This is a genomic window from Natronomonas gomsonensis, from assembly GCF_024300825.1.
GTDB lineage: Archaea > Halobacteriota > Halobacteria > Halobacteriales > Haloarculaceae > Natronomonas > Natronomonas gomsonensis.
The window spans coordinates 301617-316578 of record NZ_CP101323.1 but is presented as its reverse complement, the minus strand read 5'-3'; the positions used below and the strand labels follow the sequence as shown (position 1 = coordinate 316578).

The window sequence follows — 14962 nt, the reverse complement described above, 5'->3', positions numbered from 1 at the left end:
TCAAGTAGGGGTAACTGGTCCACTGGATTTTCTCGTGACGGACTGGGTCGAAAACGGGACGTAGAAGCGAGATGTCAGGGGGAGCGGCGGTATCAGAGCGGCGAGTCTGGGCTGGCGACGGACGCAGTGATTGTCAGTCTCCGGGGATTGGATTCGTCTCGTTGTGGCTGGCAAGCAGCTCTCCGACGATTTGGTTCTCGATTCGACGAAGAATGTCGCCCGCGTTCGTCGGCGAGCAGTCCAACTCTGCGGCAATGTCATCGTAGGTCGCCTCTCGCGGCTGCCGGTAGTAGCCGAGAGCGTAGGCCGTCTTGAGGACCTCGCGCTGGCGATGACTCAGGTTCAACAACAGCTGGTTAGGGTTGGGCGTATGATCGCCCACACGCGTGATAGTCGCTGAGAGTTCGTCGGGCGTCGATCGGAGCGCCTCTCGGAGGTCTTCCTCTTCACCGACCAGCGTGACCTCGACTTGGCCGTTGTCCTGTACGATAATCGGGTCGTCGATGACGAGCCCGTACCGTTCGGGTGCGCCGAGGAGACGCTTGATGATTGGCGACGGCTCGAAGTGGATGTATGCGAACGCCGATGTACCGCTCTGGACGACTTCGTAGCTCGTTGCGATGTCTGTCGCTTCGAGGACGTCCCGTACTGTCTCGGCTTCACCCTCCAGTTCGTACAGGTAGATCGCCTGGCCGTCGGCGACTAACTGCTGGGAGTGGACCGCGACGCGCGTGATGTCGTCCGCTCGAGCGAAGGCTCCACCCAGTGACTGGAACCAGCCGTCTGGATGGCGGAAGACTATCGTGACGAACCGCATATCCTCTGATTAGCCCCCGACTGTATTAACGCTCGGGCGACTTATTGATCGGTGCTCGGGTACCAGTACCCACTTGGGTGAGTGCGGATGTCCTGCTTCGCGGGTCACTGTGACACTCCGTACTGTTCGTAGGCCTCATCAGGCGCGGCCAACTCGTCAAGTGCCTTCCTCAATAAGGTCCCTAGCTCCGACCGTTTTTCCGGCGCTTTATCGATGAGGTCCCGTGACTGGGCGGGGTCGGCATCGGTGTCGTACAGTCGGGGCTCACTAAGGAGCGAGGCGGAGGGATATCGCTGTCGCCACACCGGAACGTCTGTGTACGGGAGGAACGCTCCTGCTTCGGGATTATCGTACCCGCTCGTCGGCGTGAACGGACTCTGGGCACTCATCTGCGTTGTCGAGTAGTTGTACAGCGGGACGTCCTCCTGGATGGGCACCATGTACGTATGCGTCCCGTCAGTGACATTGATATCCGAGTGCCACCAGCCGTATAGCGCCTTCTCGCGGTGCTGTGTCGTCTCTCCCTCGATAAGTGGCAAGAGACTCCGGCTGTGCGGTGCATCGCCGGCATCTTCGGTCAGCATCTCAAGGACTGTCGCGTGCAAGTCGACGGCCGAGGTCAATGCCTCGACAGTCTCGCCGAGCCGCGGACTGTCCGGATGCCAGACGAAGAGCGGCGTCCGCGCAACGAGATCGAAGTCGGGGCTCATCTTCCCGACCCAGCCGTGTTCGCCTAACAGGAATCCGTGGTCTGCGGTGACGACGACGGCCGTCTCCTCCCAGAGGTCGTTGCGGTCGAGCGCGTCGAAAAGCTCACCGAGCCATGTGTCGACCATCGTGACCTTCCCGGCGAACTGCGAGCGGACGAACGCAAGCTCACGGTCGGTCAGTTTCGCTTGGCCGCGGTCGACGCGGCCATAATACGGCCACACCGGAAGGTCGGGGTCGCGCGGGTCCTCGTCGGTGTACATCGAGGCATACGGCTCCGGACAGTGGAAGGGTTCGTGGACGTCGAATTCGTCGACACGGAGCAGCCACTGTGGCCACTCGGTGTTGGCGTCGAGCCACTCGGCCGCTCGCGAGAACACTTTCGCCGCGAAGAAGTCCGTCTCATCGTCGTCGTCGAATCCCGCGACGTTTCGGACGTACTTCCAGCGTGGCCGATAGTGCTGGAGGTCGTACGGGTCAAGGACGTGATTGGGGTTGGCAGCAGCGTCTGTCACCTCGGCGGTGGTTTCGTCGCGCTCACCGTCAAGGTCGTAGCCGACCTGTCGCAGCAAGTCGGGGTCGGGGTCGTACGGAGCGGTCTTCCAGAGGTCGTCCTCGTGGCCGCGAACGAACTCGAAGCCGTGGTAATCCTCGTAGTAGCCGCTGGAGCCGTGCTGGAAGAGGTGGAAGTGGTCTGTGAGCAACTTCGTGAGTACCCCTGCGTTTCGAGCCTTCTCGGCAAGCGTTGTGTCGTAGGCCTCAAGTGGTCCCCACCCGCGCCACAGGAACTCCTGAATGCCGGTGTCCCATTCTCGACGCGCCGGCATACACGGGAGGCTTCCCGCGTAGTGGGTCTCGAAGGTAATCGCACGGTCGGCGAAGCGATCGAGATTCGGCGTTGCGACGTCGAAATCTGCAACCCAGTCGAAGGGCGTGTCGTAGGCGCCTAACATATCCCGCCGCAAACTGTCGATCGAGACGAAGAGGACGTTCAAATCACTCATTGGCGACATCCTCCTCTAGGCAGTCGAGGAGCTCTCGATGGCCGGCGCCTTGGATTACGTCACCGTCGACGACGAGAAAGGGCGTGGCATAGCAGATTCCACATCGCTGAAGGCAGTACTGCATTTCGACATCAGTATCGCTGGCGGCGAGTTCCAGGTGCTCGTCGACGCTCACGTTGTCGAGGCAGCATTCGATGGTCTTCCTCGTCCGATTCCGGTGATTCGTGGTGTTACAGCCGTGGGGGTTGCCCTCGGATTGAGGCATGCAGGGAGGCAGTCGGGAACGGACTAACGACGATTCCTTCGTATAGACAGGTGTTTATGAGTTATTGGTATGATTTCTATCACGGATCGTGAGCATCAATCCCGTGGCCGACCTCTTAATCGAGGGTAACGCACCGAATAGGACTCAATGGCTCTGTTGAAATCCTCAGCAGGTGTCATAGCGGTCACAGCGCGGAAACCCACCCCTTCGGGGATGGGAGGAAGCGCGTCCGCTCTGTGCAGCAATTCACCGACGACGACAGGGCCGACTCCCTGGCATTTTTGAACAATCAAGTTTCCATTTGATGTATGGAGAAGCGTCGAACTGTCCCCGTGAAACTTGATGTGGACAGTGCCGACGCAGATCTCCTCGAAGACACCGTAGACGAGTTCCTGTGGGCCGCCAACTCCGTGACACGCCACGCGTTCGAGGGCGAATACGTCACGACGAGCAAGACCACGCTCCACGACGACACCTACGCGGACGTGCGCGACGAGACGGCACTACACAGCAACCACGTCCAAGCCGCCCGAAACAAGGCCGCTGACGCCTGCAAGAGCGTGGTCGAGAAGTGGCAGCAGGGCAAGAAGGCGTCGATGCCACATTTCACGAGTCCACACGTCGTCTACGACCACCGCACCGCCACCTTCCACGACGAGTCTGTGAGTCTCGCCACCACGGACGGTCGCATTGAAGCCGACTACGTGCTTCCTGCCGATGAGCGGGACACGCCCCATGCGGAATACTATTTCTCGGACGAGTACGAGACAACTGGGGCGGAACTGCACTACTCAGATGGCAACTGGATGCTCCACATCCACTGCAAGCAGGAAGTGAAGTCTGAGACGCCGGAACAGGCATCCACTGAGAACGGAACGGTTCTCGGGGTTGATCTCGGCGTGACTAATCTGGCCGTTACCAGTACGGGCACGTTCTGGACTGGCGACGAGTTCGACCACTGGCGCAAGGAGTACGAGAAACGCCGTGGCGACTTGCAGCAATGCGGTACGCGGTGGGCACACGAGAATATGCAGGCGGTCGGGCGGAAAGAAGACGGTCGGTTCAAGCAGACACTTCACCGCATATCGAACGAGTTGGTGGCTGAAGCCCGCGAGTACCGGTGTTCCGTGATTGCGTTTGAGGACTTGACCGATATTCGTGAACGAACCGGTGCGTCGTGGGGCCACACGTGGGCGTTCAACCGTCTTTACGAGTACGTCGAATACAAGGCCACAGAGTACGGCATCGACGTAGATCAGGTTGCCCCGGAGAATACCTCACGGCGTTGCTCTGAGTGTGGGTTCACGCACCCGAGCAACCGTGAGAGTGAATCGTTTGAATGCTTGAAATGCGGCTACGAGAACCACGCTGACTACAATGCCGCAAAGAACATTGGATTGCGGTATCTCCGCCGGAACCAAACTGGAGACGGTGGAGGCGCACCCGTAGGCGTGCGCTTGAACAGCGGGATGTTGAACGCGAACGGAGCGTATACACCTCCTGCCGAAGATTCGGCCAGAGCGGGAGTCCACGCTGAAAGCCCACGGCTTTAGCCGTGGGGTAGCTTACACTTGCAGGCTTGTTTGAGATCGGCTGGGCAATCGGACTTGAATACTCAGACGGGCTCTCGAAACCAGTGCCAACAGTCGGAACCGTCGTCGCCCTTATTATTAGCATGGTACTGCTAGCTCAAGCCGTCAAAGACCTTCCCATCGGTACAGCATACGCTGTCTGGACAGGTATCGGGGCTGTTGGGACAGCCACGCTTGGCATTATTCTCTTTGATGAACCAGCTACCCTCGCCCGAATCTCATTTATCGGCGTAATTGTCGTCGGTATTGTCGGTCTACACGCTGTCTCGGGCGGTCACTAAACCGTCAGTTGTCTCTCAACTAATTTGACCCCCGAACGAAAGTCCGTACATACGCACGTCTATTGGCCGGATACTTCAGCCGAACGCTGGTGAAACAAACTCGGTTGTTGTGACGCATACGGGAAACCCAAGTACCGATTTCACCATACGAAACGCACTTTTTGATATCAGTTGCATCTGTTCGTAGATGGAATACGTCGAAACTGCTGGTGTGCGAATTCCGAAAATCGGCCTCGGGACATGGCAGAACACCGGGACAGAGTGTTCAAAAACGGTAGAAGCAGCCATAGATGCTGGATACCGACATATCGACACGGCACAGGCCTACGACAACGAACAAGCGGTCGGTGACGGCATCGCTCAAGCCGACATCGACCGCGAGAACATCTTCCTGACGACCAAAGTGTGGCGGTCGAATCTTCGATATGAGGACGTGCTCGAATCAGTTCACGAGAGCCTCGACAACCTCCATGTCGACTACGTCGATTTAGTTCTCATCCATTGGCCACACCCTCGTATTCCCCTTGAGGAGACACTCGAAGCCCTATCCGAACTCCACGACGAGGGTGTCGTCAAGAGTATTGGCGTCAGCAACTTTACGCGGTCACAACTCGAAGATGCACGACGAATTTCGGAACTCCCAATCGTAGCGAATCAAGTCCTCTATCATCCCTATACGGATCAATCTGAACTCCAGCAGTACTGCGCAGCTGACGGGCTTGCACTTACTGCGTACAGCCCCTTGGCTCGAGGGGATGTGCTGTCAGAGGAAACCTTAGAACGTATCGGGCGACGATACGACAAAAGCACTGCACAGGTCGCGCTCCGCTGGTTGATTCAACAAGAAGGGGTTGTTGCAATCCCGAAAGCCAGCAGTAAAAACCATCTCGAACAGAATCTCGATGTCTTCGATTTCAGCCTTACTGACACAGAGATGACGCAAATCGACGACTGCCGTGGCCCACTAACTGTTAGGCTTCGAAACCACTTACCGTCAGTCGTACGCCACCTTCCAATCTGACCAATCCCGCTGAACAACATCGTGTGCGAGATATCCATCGACATGAGCGACAGGTTCTCCATGTTCTGCTGTATTCGATTCCAGTCGCCTACTGAAGATTTCACCAGCGCCTCGTTTTCGACCAAAAATTTCCATAGCTACTACATAGACTGCGGGAAAACGTCCGCTCCCCTCCAATGGTACACGAATTAGGTCCCCTTGCTCGAGAACTGTCCGCACCGTACTACGAAGATGCCCTGCCAGCGCATGATCGCTTCCACGCGAAGCGGGTTCACGATGTCGCGATTCGCTTAGCAGGCGAGTGTGAGGAGACTGTTGACCGGGATGTACTGTCGGCAGCAGCTTGGTTACATGACATTGGCCGGCCACGCGAGCGGACAGGAGCAATCGAGCATCACGGCGAGTGGGCCGCAGACGAAGCAGCCGAACTCCTTGCTGCTGAGTCAGTGCCGACCGATCAACTCAACGCAATCGAGCACTGTCTGCGGGCACACAGTATCCGAGCCTCTTCGCCGGAACCAGAAACGCTCGAAGCGAAGCTACTCTTCGACGCGGACAAGCTGGACGCTGTCGGAGCACGTGGACTGGTTCGACTCGCCTGCATCGTTGGTGAACGGTCAGGCCGTACTGGCCAAGGGTTCGCTGTGATAGACGATACGTCAGTTACCGAAATAGAGTCTTCAGACAGGCCGGATATCTCGGTCCTGAAAGAGTGGGCCAAAGCGCGACTCAATGCCTTGTACACGGACCCGGGTGAGGAGCTTGGCGCGTCTCGGTGGGATTTCATGCAGACGTTCTTTGAGCAATTCGATGCTGAAATTGGGATTGAAGGGCGAAGATAGTGTCTCTCTACCGTAACTTGAGATCAACGAGCATCAGCAGGCTTTGGAATAATATATTCAGACCGGTCTCGATCAATATGCACGTCAACGTAACACGGGTCTCGCTACGGGAAGCGTCTTCCTAACCGCTTTTCGACGGCCTCGGCTACTGGAATTCTTCGACGAGTGCAGCGACCGCTTCCTCGACGAGCGTCCCATCGAGACGGCCCTGCCAGAAGTCGATGTCCTCGCGAGCAATCGACTGGACAGCCCACGGAACGATTCGGCTGTCGTCTGGTGTGCCACCACGAATCCAGCCCGTCTCTGGAATCTCGATGAGCCCGTCTAGCCAGAATTTCGACGTTAGCGTCAGTGCAATGTACTGCTCGCCGTGGAATGGGCGCCCCTCGTGGTTCGAGAGAATGAGCCACGGCCGAGCGTCGCCCTCGCTTTTGAACGGGTCAGCACCGTAGACGACATCACCACGCTCGAAGATTGGCGGCCCCTCGGTCACTGTTCGTCCTCAACGCTCGAGTGTGGCTTCTCAGGGGCGTGCTCGCGCCACGCTTCCTCGTCTTCGGTCCCGAGCCGCTCGTTGAACAGGGCGGTCGCCCGCTCGTAGCCGCTGTATTCCTCAAGCCGCTCGGCGTCGTCGGTCACCGCCCAGTACGTCGCCTTATGTTCGACAAGGTCGCGATTCTTCAACCGCGAGAGCGCGGTGCTGACCGGCCCCTCGTCGACGCCGATCTGGGAGGCGATTTCGCGTGCCTTGAATGCCTGATCGTCATTTGCGGCGAGAAACCCCAGAACCTGGTCGGGGACAGACAGCTCCGCGAGGTCTTCCTCGCTCGTGTTCTCGAAGGTATCTCGGTCGATCGACATCGTTGTGTGAAGGTACGGCAGCCACTGTAAAGAGTGTTCGGCGTGAAAGCTATGAAAATGGTGAAGGAATTATTCACTCGTGGCCACGAGATGACCAGCCGTAGCAGTGACATTCTCTCCAGCGTGAGGCCGGGAGTCTCTCGCGGAACGAAGTCGACCGATACCCTCACTGGGCGTATTGGCGGTTGAGGTTTCGGTCGCGTTCGACAGCCCGGACATCGGACAGCGATGTCGACGACGAGATAGAACGAGCGAAGCGAGAAGTCGAAGCCGAGAGCGTCGCCTATGTCGTCGGTCGCTACCTCGGGCTGGACATGAGCGGGTCCACGTTCTATCTGGCCGCCTGGGAGTCGGACGATCCATCGGTCGTCCGGAAACGGCTCGGACGAATCAGCCGGACGGCAGAGCTGCTTATCGACGTGTTGGAGGACTAACGCCGGCCGATCCACTGAATCGTGGCGACGAACAAATATCGAGCCGTTGCCAATCCGCAAGGTGAAGTGACAACGGCGTTCGCAGACCGGATGATCGATGAGTGTACGGCGTACCTCGCTTCCTGACCATCTCTCAGGACATCTCTCCGTTCGTCCGGTGTTCCTGTCCGTCCGAAATCTCGGCTCCCTTGAAATCGTCTTCCTTAGACACAGTAGACGGCTCTCCTACCGTGGCCCGAGAATAACTTCGGGGACGAAGACAGTGAGACAGAGTAGACCAGTCAACCACAGAATCGCGGTGACACGCAAACCACCTGCTATCCGTCGACGCTCCGTTGGGAGGGCCTCAGCAACCCCAGACAGAGCGAATCCAACCGCCATGATAAGCGAACTGATGGAGGACCCATCGCGTAGGACACCATAGTAGATGTAGATACTCAACATAGCGAGCGAGCTGGCAAACATTACGGCCGCTTGGCGTCTTCCAGATGGTTCACTGAAAACAACGTCTTTGATTCTGGAGGGCATCGGATAATCTACTCCTCGGATAATGTAAATAGCTGTAGCAAAATAAACACCGTCAAGCCACGGCCAGTCTCCAGTACCCAACGATAGATACAGAGCCTGTATTGAGGGAATCAGGAGGGGGATTGTTACACAGCGACGAGACTGGACCTCCCGTGAGAACGAGCGTGCGTACCGAGCGGTCTGATCCATTCGAATTCTCGATTCTCACTGCGAGGTTGAACGGAGCCGTCCAGTCATATATCCGGTTGTGTACCCGAGAACTGCGCCGAACGTAGCAATACCTGCTATTAGGAGGCCAGAAACGGTATAGGCCATTACATACGATGATATGGAAGGTTGGCCTCCCCATCCGATCAGATACCCGCTTGCGATGAATCCGCTAGGAACCATACTGGGGGCCACACCGATTGCGATGTATCTCGACAGGCCATGGAAATATTGACGAACACCCGTTTGACCTGCAGGGTTACTTCGCGTAGCGTACCCGACGACTATACTGGGGAGTACCGGCAATAAGAACGTCATGAACAGCAAGAATAGCTCCGGACTATTCATCGGTGGATTGAATTCGGAGAGATACCGATTGATTTGAGGAATACGCACGTACGGCAACACGAGAACTCCTAACCCACCGAGGGCTACCAGATCTGGCTTCTGAACGTCCTCCAACGAAATCACCCCGCTCACCTGAGGACGCAGAGGACCCATACATCCGGTGTTCAGAGCCAAATATATAAAACTCCTATCACAATCACATAGCGAGTGTACCACAGAACTTGGAGATTCATCACTTAGTAACGACCCTGTACCGAGCGATTTGTCGAAGAAGTCGATTACGGAAGATTCCAGTCGAACTTCGCCGGAAGAGTCGGTCAGTCGACCTGCGAATCTAACAACTACACGAAAAATGTTACTTCTATTCTTTGAATAATTGATGCTTTGCAACGAGATAGAATCGACCAATAGCGAGAGCCGCGAGGAGGAGGCCGACAACTATAGCGAAGACGGTTGGCATTTCCAACTGAAGAGTGAAATAGAGCACCCCCGCGACTGCGGCTGCAAGCACTATCAGACCAGCGATGAAAATCCCTTGTTGACTGCGTGGTGCATCGGTGAATGTAGTTTTGCTCATAGGTGATTACTCAACCCCCACGGAAATAACAGTCCCGGCGAGTATCAACGCTGGAGCGATGTGCATTTACTGTATTGACCGACTCTTAGGGTATGTTTTATCTGAATACTCTGTGACCGACTTGTCCCACAAATCGCTCAGTACAGACCATAAATTTCGCACTGGAGCTTCGTGTATCCGATACGGGTCCTGGAATCGACCCGCGCCATACCGGTCGAATAGTGGCCAGCGCAATGAAGTCACGCGTCCAAGTCCCAGCAGGTCCTTAGGGAGTGCTACAGATCCACGGATTCGTTGACTCGGATGTCGCCGGCCTCATTGACCGTCATCACCGTCCCGAACAACTCCATAATCGTCCTCACCTCCTGCTCCTCGAATCCCGTCGTCGAAAGTAGACATAGGTGCCGTACCAACGACAACCCCGGATAATAAAGAGACGCATGGGCGAAGCATCACCATGCGACGGTCCATTCGGTATGCCCTCTCGGCTGCTGTCGGAATTGGAATGATGGCACTGACGGTTGTCGTCGACGACAGCCTCCCTAGTCTCGTGGTGATGATTCCACTCATATACGGGACGACGACGGCATTTGCACTCGACAACGTACAGACGATTCGAACGATGTCGGGCGAAGGCGCGTCACGGAAGGTCGGGATGCTCGGCGGCGGTATCGGTGCGGGAAGTATGGTCGGCCTCTTCCAGCAGTCGTTCGCAGCGGGAATCGCTGGCTACGGGCTCTTCCTTTTCGGAATGGCACTGACCACCGCAGAGCTCAGCAGTGACGAATAACGCCTCTCGATAACGCCCGGAATCGAGTGTCAGAATTGTCACTAGGGTTGGGTGTGAGACGTACGGCGTGGAAGATACAGAGGGTGTAGTCAGCAGTCAACCATATTAATCTCACATCGGGTCCGGTGAGTAAGCTAGTCGATGACTCTGCGGAACGAACAAGTTGTAGCGGTCTCAAATTCAGTTGTGCCCCGCTCGGACTCACGTATTGTCACCGGAATGATGCTGGGCGCTTTTTTGGCCTTTGGAGTTGACACGATAATAATCGTCGGGGTACTGTGGTACGTCGGCCGGATTTCGGGAGAGACTGCAGCTGTCGTCTCGGCTGCTGTGTTGATTGTTTTCGCGCTATGGATCTTTATACGGTGGGTTCGTTTCCGTTGGACGGGTCGTCTCGATAGTGAGAGTGCCGAAAGTACCGAGAGCCGTGACCAGCGTGATCCGCTGGAGCAACTTAAACAGCGGTACGCAGAGGGTGAGATCTCCGATTCGGAATTCGAAAAGCAACTGGATACGCTATTAGACGCGGATCGTCAAGCCGAATCGAGTGAGAATCGATCTACCCTCGTTCCCAACGATAGAGGACGAGAATAAATGCGATGCCTATATTGAGCAATTCTTCTGATGGTTCACATCGGTGCATTCCGTGACCAATATGCGCCCTATATGCAACACGGTCCCGAGAATATATCACCGCTTGATGAGTTCAACAGAGTCGATATTCCGATCAGCGCGGGACCGTAATTCAGTCCCGCCCCAGTCCCAGCGGTCAGGGTACGGCATTATTATGCGTTGGCGAGCGGCGGACGGGCCGACTAGTTGTTGAACCATTCCAATCTGAAAAACGATTACTGGAATGGATTAAGAAGCCGGCTTAGCCGTGTAATGACGCCCTCAGAAGATTCTTCTACCGGCTCCGAAGAGGACTCTATCGTATGGGAGATCTCCAATTGATTTTCCCCTTGTGTGATGGTCATTTCGATGCTGTTGGTTCGAGTGTGCCAGCTGTCTCCCTCTTGTGTGACGATTTCGTGGTTTTCGAGTGCCTCAAGTCGGTCTCTGACATCCCGCATATCCATATTAATCCCTCGGGCAACGTCACCGGTGGTCGCGGGTTCATTCGTATAGAGGTACTCAAGGATTCGGAGGCTCGGCCATGCAGCAACTGTTTCGAGGAACTGCACCTCTTTAGCTCGGTCCTCGCCAAAGAAGCGTTCGAGTTCGGCTCGTGATGGAATCTGCATATTAACTCTGCGTAATATTCGAGAGCTCGCGTCTCGTCTGATCGGTTAGTTTGTATTCGATACCACGGTTCCCATCGGTCGCCCGGATGAGTCCCTCTTTTTCGAGTTCGGTCAGCGATTCCTGAACGTTGTATGCGCTGACCTCGAAGGACTCACTGACAGCGTTGGCGGTCAAAGCACCGGATTCGTTCAGGAGCTCGACGATCTCAAGGGCCAACTCGGACAACTCATCAAGTTTCTGTGCGGCGTCAGCGGAGAGAACTTCGCGGACGAACTCGAAGCCGACAGTCTCGAGATCTTCGCGGGCAGCTTCCTCTATGACCTTGTTACACTGCCGACGGAGGTGGCGGGGATACGGGGTCACGTCCTGATGGAGGAGGTCGACCGCCTCCTGAGTAAATGGTTCGATGGAAGCTGTGTCATGACTACACCCCGAGCCGTCGCTCCATTCACTCGCTTTACAGTAATATCGAAGTCGCTTGTTTACCAGATCAGCAGCACCGTCGGGATCAAGTCCCGAAAGCGTAATCTCGTCACCGATGCGATCCGACAGGGGCTCAATTTTCGAGTGAATCTGATCAAGCATATGCGCCGTCCCGTTGAACACGAGAACGGGCTCCCAATTGTCGATATCTCTCTGGAGGTGTAAAATCTGTCTGAGCGTGCCGTCACTCCCGTTTATGACCTCGTCATAGAAGATGACCGTCCGGACATCGTTTTCATAGCGCTGCTCTAGAGCATCCATAATATCCTCATAGAGGTCGGCCTGCCCCGCTGTCGAGTCAACCGGTTCCTCGAGTTCATCCAGGATGCGCTTTGCCATCGTCTTGCTATAACGGCCCTTCTGGACAGGAACGAAGACCGGTTGGTAGCCCTCAATATCTTGGAGGATTTCGTACATCGTCCTCGTCAGAATAGTCTTGCCGGTCCCGAACGGTCCCGTGATGAAGGTGTTAATGTTCCGCTGAATGTTCTCACGGAGGCGTCGGAGTTCGTCTTCGTAGCCGGCAAAGAGGCGTGGGTCGGGCCACTGCTCGGCGAAGGGATTGGTTTCGAACCGGTGGCCGTCCGGAGCATACGGCCAGTTCCCTCCTGACTCGAACTCCCGTTTCATTTCCGAGATCAGATCGTCGGTCATCGTGTGTTCGTTTTCGTTGCTCCGATATTTAATGTGGCGGCCCTATTCACTTGACGGACGATATTAACGCAATCGACTCAATCGACTTTGACAACGATATCTAGATTACTAGCGATAACAACTATAACGGTCCCATCCGAGAGTCGGCATGTGGTGTCAACGATGGGTGAACGAATCCGTGTTGAAGGAACTGAAGTTCCAGTCGAATCGGGAACGACAGTCCAGCAACTCAAGGAACGATTAGGTCGAGATGACGAGGAACTGGCAACGTACGAGGAAAACGGCGAGGTCAAAGTTCTCGGTGACAGGGACGTCATCAGTGACGCAATTCCCGAAGGAACGAACATCAGTTTCCAACCGGGGGAGGGCAACGTCTTCGGATGAAACGTGGCCGAGCATACGAGGAAGCCGCCAAACTCGGCGACAGATATCCGATTCGCTACAGTGAGGCTAACCGCCGTGTGATAATCGAGCGCTTCGACTATCCAGAGGGATGGAATCCGCGGTTTGCTCCGATGCGCTATGACCTTCCGGAGACCTACCCCCGGGATGTCCCGACTGTATACGTATCGGGCACCGTCTCCTACGAGCGTGGAAAACCCGAGCACTTGCTCAATCGGATTCACCCGGCAGATGATGACGACGGTGAGTGGGCAAAGTGGTGTATCAGAGATCACTTCGTCAACTGGGATCCAGAGCGGGACTCGCTTGTCAAACTGACCAGTATGATGCGCGCGTCGCTGGCGAACCCAAACAGCGATAATCCGTTTAACGAGGCCTAAATGCGAACACTCAAGATATCAGCGTCGACCGTTCGTCGTCTCCGGGAGACACTCCTCAAGGATGACGAACAAGAACGCTTCGCCTTCGTGTACGCCGGCGATGAGGGGGACCTATTAGCGAATCGCGTAGTCCCAGTCGATGATGAGTCGATGGCTCGGCAATCCAAGACGGCCTGTCGGCCTGCCCCTGTGGTCGAACGAGAACGGGTGAGTGAGTGTTACAATAAACAGCTCGCGCCGGTGTTGGCCCACAGTCACCCGTTCTCGGAGACGCCCCGGTTCAGTAGTATCGACGTTGATTCGATGGGGCGATTCCGTGAGTGGCTGTCAGGATTATTCCCAGACCAGTCCTTTGGTTTTGCCGTCGTTGGAACCAGCGGCATCGAGGCTGTCGCGGACGCTGGAACGCGTCTTGAGGCCGTCGAGATCGAAGTCATTGGTGAGTGGAAACTCGATACGCCGGTAGCAGGAACACGCTCACGATTCCACGGTGAATCCGGAGATGATGACCGGCCGAGTCTCGAGCAACGCTATGACCGAAACGTACGCGCCTTCGGGGTCGACGGCCAGCGGCGACTCGAATCGGTCACTATCGGAGTTGTCGGCGTCGGGGGATTGGGATCGATAGTTGCCGAACAACTCGCGCGACTCGGCGTCGGCGAACTCGTGCTCGTCGATCCCGACAGCGTCGAGGCAAGCAACCTCTCGCGCCTCGTTGGCGCCTATGACTATCACGTAGGACAGCCAAAAGTCACAGCGGTTCGTGAACATCTCTTGAAGTCATCCGGTGGGGAGCTGACAGTCGATGCCGTTCCGAAACGGGTTCAGGACTGTACAGCCGTGCTTGAGAACTGCGACGTCATTGTCGGCTGTGTCGATTCGGTCACGGCCCGCTCGTACTGCAATGAGTACGCAGTCAAGCACCTCCAGTACTACATCGACGCCGGAGTACGGATCGATACACCAGACGGAACACCAGCTGGGATAGACTCGGATGACGCGGTAACCAAACAGAGGTCTGACGAGCCTCGTGAGGGAACGCCGACGAATCCAGTGCAGACGGATGATCAGTCAGTCGAACTGACCGGGTACGTCCACCTGGTGGCACCCGGAAGCAACGCTTGTTTCGACTGTCTGGGACGTCATGACCAGGCTGCTGCACGGATCGAACAGCTGTCACCCACGGAGCAGGATGCAGAGCAGGAACGTGGGTATATCGATGACGATGAACTGGCACCCGAACCTGCCGTCATCCACCTCAACGGCCAGTGTGCCTCAAAAACGGTGTCTGTGCTCGTCGATCTGGTGACCGGTGTTCACACGCCACCGGACTTCATCCGATACGAGGAGCACGACCACGAGATGACCGAACTGACGACTGCGCCCTCCGAGAACTGCCCGACCTGCGGTAGAGACGGCGTTCTCGGCGTGGGGCAGCGTTCATTCGGCGACGCACACTTCGAGCCTGATGAGGAATCGGCGGTTTCGGACTGAAACACGCTCCGGCGCCGGGAGGCGCCGAT

18 protein-coding genes and 2 pseudogenes are annotated in these 14962 nt (G+C 56.3%); 11 read left to right on the top strand and 9 right to left on the bottom strand.

Annotated elements, in window-relative coordinates:
- Positions 1–133 precede the first annotated feature (133 nt).
- From NMP98_RS01685 to NMP98_RS19525, 3 genes are all read right to left on the bottom strand, one after another.
- Positions 134–817: a helix-turn-helix domain-containing protein gene (locus tag NMP98_RS01685; protein WP_254859807.1), complete on the bottom strand. Its 684-nt coding sequence runs from the start codon at positions 815–817 to the stop codon at positions 134–136.
- A 104-nt stretch (positions 818–921) separates the two neighbouring features.
- Positions 922–2529 carry a sulfatase family protein gene (locus NMP98_RS01680; protein ID WP_254859806.1) on the bottom strand — a complete coding sequence of 536 codons (1608 nt, stop codon included), beginning with the start codon at positions 2527–2529 and terminating at the stop codon, positions 922–924.
- Positions 2522–2794 carry a DUF1450 domain-containing protein gene (locus NMP98_RS19525; RefSeq protein WP_367997251.1) on the bottom strand — a complete coding sequence of 91 codons (273 nt, stop codon included), beginning with the start codon at positions 2792–2794 and terminating at the stop codon, positions 2522–2524. Before NMP98_RS19525 ends, NMP98_RS01680 begins: the two co-directional genes overlap by 8 nt.
- A gap of 308 nt (positions 2795–3102) precedes the next feature.
- On the opposite strand from NMP98_RS19525, the gene NMP98_RS01670 reads away from it, so the two are divergent.
- From NMP98_RS01670 to NMP98_RS01655, 4 genes and pseudogenes are all read left to right on the top strand, one after another.
- Complete coding sequence (locus tag NMP98_RS01670; protein WP_254859802.1) at positions 3103–4347, top strand: RNA-guided endonuclease InsQ/TnpB family protein; 1245 nt, start codon at positions 3103–3105, stop codon at positions 4345–4347.
- Between the two features lie 11 nt (positions 4348–4358).
- Positions 4359–4667: pseudogene (locus NMP98_RS01665) on the top strand (DMT family transporter); the annotation flags it as partial.
- Positions 4668–4854: 187 nt separating this feature from the next.
- A complete protein-coding gene (locus NMP98_RS01660; RefSeq protein ID WP_254859799.1) occupies positions 4855–5688 on the top strand; it encodes an aldo/keto reductase in 834 nt (277 codons plus the stop codon).
- A 176-nt stretch (positions 5689–5864) separates the two neighbouring features.
- Positions 5865–6530 (top strand): HD domain-containing protein, encoded by a 666-nt coding sequence (locus tag NMP98_RS01655; RefSeq protein ID WP_254859797.1) that lies wholly within the window; start codon positions 5865–5867, stop codon positions 6528–6530.
- A 145-nt stretch (positions 6531–6675) separates the two neighbouring features.
- Here the strand turns inward: NMP98_RS01655 and NMP98_RS01650 are convergent, their stop codons facing one another.
- Both NMP98_RS01650 and NMP98_RS01645 read right to left on the bottom strand, forming a co-directional pair.
- Positions 6676–7023, bottom strand: a complete 348-nt coding sequence (locus tag NMP98_RS01650) for a type II toxin-antitoxin system PemK/MazF family toxin (protein ID WP_254859795.1) — start codon at positions 7021–7023, stop codon at positions 6676–6678.
- Positions 7020–7391 (bottom strand): MarR family transcriptional regulator, encoded by a 372-nt coding sequence (locus NMP98_RS01645; protein ID WP_254859793.1) that lies wholly within the window; start codon positions 7389–7391, stop codon positions 7020–7022. Before NMP98_RS01645 ends, NMP98_RS01650 begins: the two co-directional genes overlap by 4 nt.
- Before the next feature lie 227 nt (positions 7392–7618).
- Between NMP98_RS01645 and NMP98_RS01640 the strand changes: the two are divergent.
- Positions 7619–7825: pseudogene (locus NMP98_RS01640) on the top strand (DUF955 domain-containing protein); the annotation flags it as partial.
- A gap of 225 nt (positions 7826–8050) precedes the next feature.
- Here the strand turns inward: NMP98_RS01640 and NMP98_RS19645 are convergent.
- From NMP98_RS19645 to NMP98_RS01630, 3 genes are all read right to left on the bottom strand, one after another.
- The gene (locus tag NMP98_RS19645) at positions 8051–8353 is read right to left on the bottom strand and encodes a DUF8011 family protein (RefSeq protein WP_497007560.1); all 303 of its coding nucleotides are present in this window, start codon (positions 8351–8353) and stop codon (positions 8051–8053) included.
- A gap of 916 nt (positions 8354–9269) precedes the next feature.
- Positions 9270–9485, bottom strand: coding sequence for a hypothetical protein (locus NMP98_RS01635; protein ID WP_254859790.1), 216 nt, complete (start codon positions 9483–9485; stop codon positions 9270–9272).
- A 275-nt stretch (positions 9486–9760) separates the two neighbouring features.
- Positions 9761–9898 (bottom strand): hypothetical protein, encoded by a 138-nt coding sequence (locus NMP98_RS01630; protein WP_254859788.1) that lies wholly within the window; start codon positions 9896–9898, stop codon positions 9761–9763.
- A 95-nt stretch (positions 9899–9993) separates the two neighbouring features.
- Here NMP98_RS01630 and NMP98_RS01625 point away from each other — a divergent pair, with 95 nt between their 5' ends.
- The 3 genes from NMP98_RS01625 (at position 9994) to NMP98_RS01620 (ending at position 11507) form a co-directional block, all read left to right on the top strand.
- Positions 9994–10275, top strand: a complete 282-nt coding sequence (locus NMP98_RS01625) for a DUF8153 family protein (RefSeq protein WP_254859786.1) — start codon at positions 9994–9996, stop codon at positions 10273–10275.
- A gap of 141 nt (positions 10276–10416) precedes the next feature.
- Positions 10417–10869 carry an SHOCT domain-containing protein gene (locus NMP98_RS19520; protein WP_367997250.1) on the top strand — a complete coding sequence of 151 codons (453 nt, stop codon included), beginning with the start codon at positions 10417–10419 and terminating at the stop codon, positions 10867–10869.
- 341 nt (positions 10870–11210) lie between these two features.
- The gene (locus NMP98_RS01620) at positions 11211–11507 is read left to right on the top strand and encodes a hypothetical protein (RefSeq protein ID WP_254859785.1); all 297 of its coding nucleotides are present in this window, start codon (positions 11211–11213) and stop codon (positions 11505–11507) included.
- A 13-nt stretch (positions 11508–11520) separates the two neighbouring features.
- On the opposite strand, the gene NMP98_RS01615 is transcribed toward NMP98_RS01620, so the two are convergent.
- A complete protein-coding gene (locus tag NMP98_RS01615) occupies positions 11521–12657 on the bottom strand; it encodes an AAA family ATPase (protein WP_254859783.1) in 1137 nt (378 codons plus the stop codon).
- A 162-nt stretch (positions 12658–12819) separates the two neighbouring features.
- On the opposite strand from NMP98_RS01615, the gene NMP98_RS01610 reads away from it, so the two are divergent.
- From NMP98_RS01610 to NMP98_RS01600, 3 genes are all read left to right on the top strand, one after another.
- A complete protein-coding gene (locus NMP98_RS01610; RefSeq protein WP_254859781.1) occupies positions 12820–13041 on the top strand; it encodes a hypothetical protein in 222 nt (73 codons plus the stop codon).
- Positions 13038–13439, top strand: a complete 402-nt coding sequence (locus tag NMP98_RS01605) for a hypothetical protein (protein WP_254859779.1) — start codon at positions 13038–13040, stop codon at positions 13437–13439. The genes NMP98_RS01610 and NMP98_RS01605 overlap by 4 nt, the downstream gene beginning before the upstream one ends.
- 303 nt (positions 13440–13742) lie before the next feature.
- The gene (locus tag NMP98_RS01600) at positions 13743–14933 is read left to right on the top strand and encodes a HesA/MoeB/ThiF family protein (protein WP_254859778.1); all 1191 of its coding nucleotides are present in this window, start codon (positions 13743–13745) and stop codon (positions 14931–14933) included.
- The last annotated feature ends 29 nt before the right edge of the window (positions 14934–14962 follow it).

Coding starts and splice junctions, on each gene's coding strand:
- NMP98_RS01685 (WP_254859807.1), bottom strand. CDS start 817: ATGCGGTTCGTCACGATAGTCTTCCGCCATCCAGACGGCTGGTTCCAG.
- NMP98_RS01680 (WP_254859806.1), bottom strand. CDS start 2,529: ATGAGTGATTTGAACGTCCTCTTCGTCTCGATCGACAGTTTGCGGCGG.
- NMP98_RS19525 (WP_367997251.1), bottom strand. CDS start 2,794: ATGCCTCAATCCGAGGGCAACCCCCACGGCTGTAACACCACGAATCAC.
- NMP98_RS01670 (WP_254859802.1), top strand. CDS start 3,103: ATGGAGAAGCGTCGAACTGTCCCCGTGAAACTTGATGTGGACAGTGCC.
- NMP98_RS01660 (WP_254859799.1), top strand. CDS start 4,855: ATGGAATACGTCGAAACTGCTGGTGTGCGAATTCCGAAAATCGGCCTC.
- NMP98_RS01655 (WP_254859797.1), top strand. CDS start 5,865: ATGGTACACGAATTAGGTCCCCTTGCTCGAGAACTGTCCGCACCGTAC.
- NMP98_RS01645 (WP_254859793.1), bottom strand. CDS start 7,391: ATGTCGATCGACCGAGATACCTTCGAGAACACGAGCGAGGAAGACCTC.
- NMP98_RS19645 (WP_497007560.1), bottom strand. CDS start 8,353: ATGCCCTCCAGAATCAAAGACGTTGTTTTCAGTGAACCATCTGGAAGA.
- NMP98_RS01635 (WP_254859790.1), bottom strand. CDS start 9,485: ATGAGCAAAACTACATTCACCGATGCACCACGCAGTCAACAAGGGATT.
- NMP98_RS01625 (WP_254859786.1), top strand. CDS start 9,994: ATGGCACTGACGGTTGTCGTCGACGACAGCCTCCCTAGTCTCGTGGTG.
- NMP98_RS19520 (WP_367997250.1), top strand. CDS start 10,417: ATGACTCTGCGGAACGAACAAGTTGTAGCGGTCTCAAATTCAGTTGTG.
- NMP98_RS01620 (WP_254859785.1), top strand. CDS start 11,211: ATGGGAGATCTCCAATTGATTTTCCCCTTGTGTGATGGTCATTTCGAT.
- NMP98_RS01615 (WP_254859783.1), bottom strand. CDS start 12,657: ATGACCGACGATCTGATCTCGGAAATGAAACGGGAGTTCGAGTCAGGA.
- NMP98_RS01610 (WP_254859781.1), top strand. CDS start 12,820: ATGGGTGAACGAATCCGTGTTGAAGGAACTGAAGTTCCAGTCGAATCG.
- NMP98_RS01605 (WP_254859779.1), top strand. CDS start 13,038: ATGAAACGTGGCCGAGCATACGAGGAAGCCGCCAAACTCGGCGACAGA.
- NMP98_RS01600 (WP_254859778.1), top strand. CDS start 13,743: ATGGGGCGATTCCGTGAGTGGCTGTCAGGATTATTCCCAGACCAGTCC.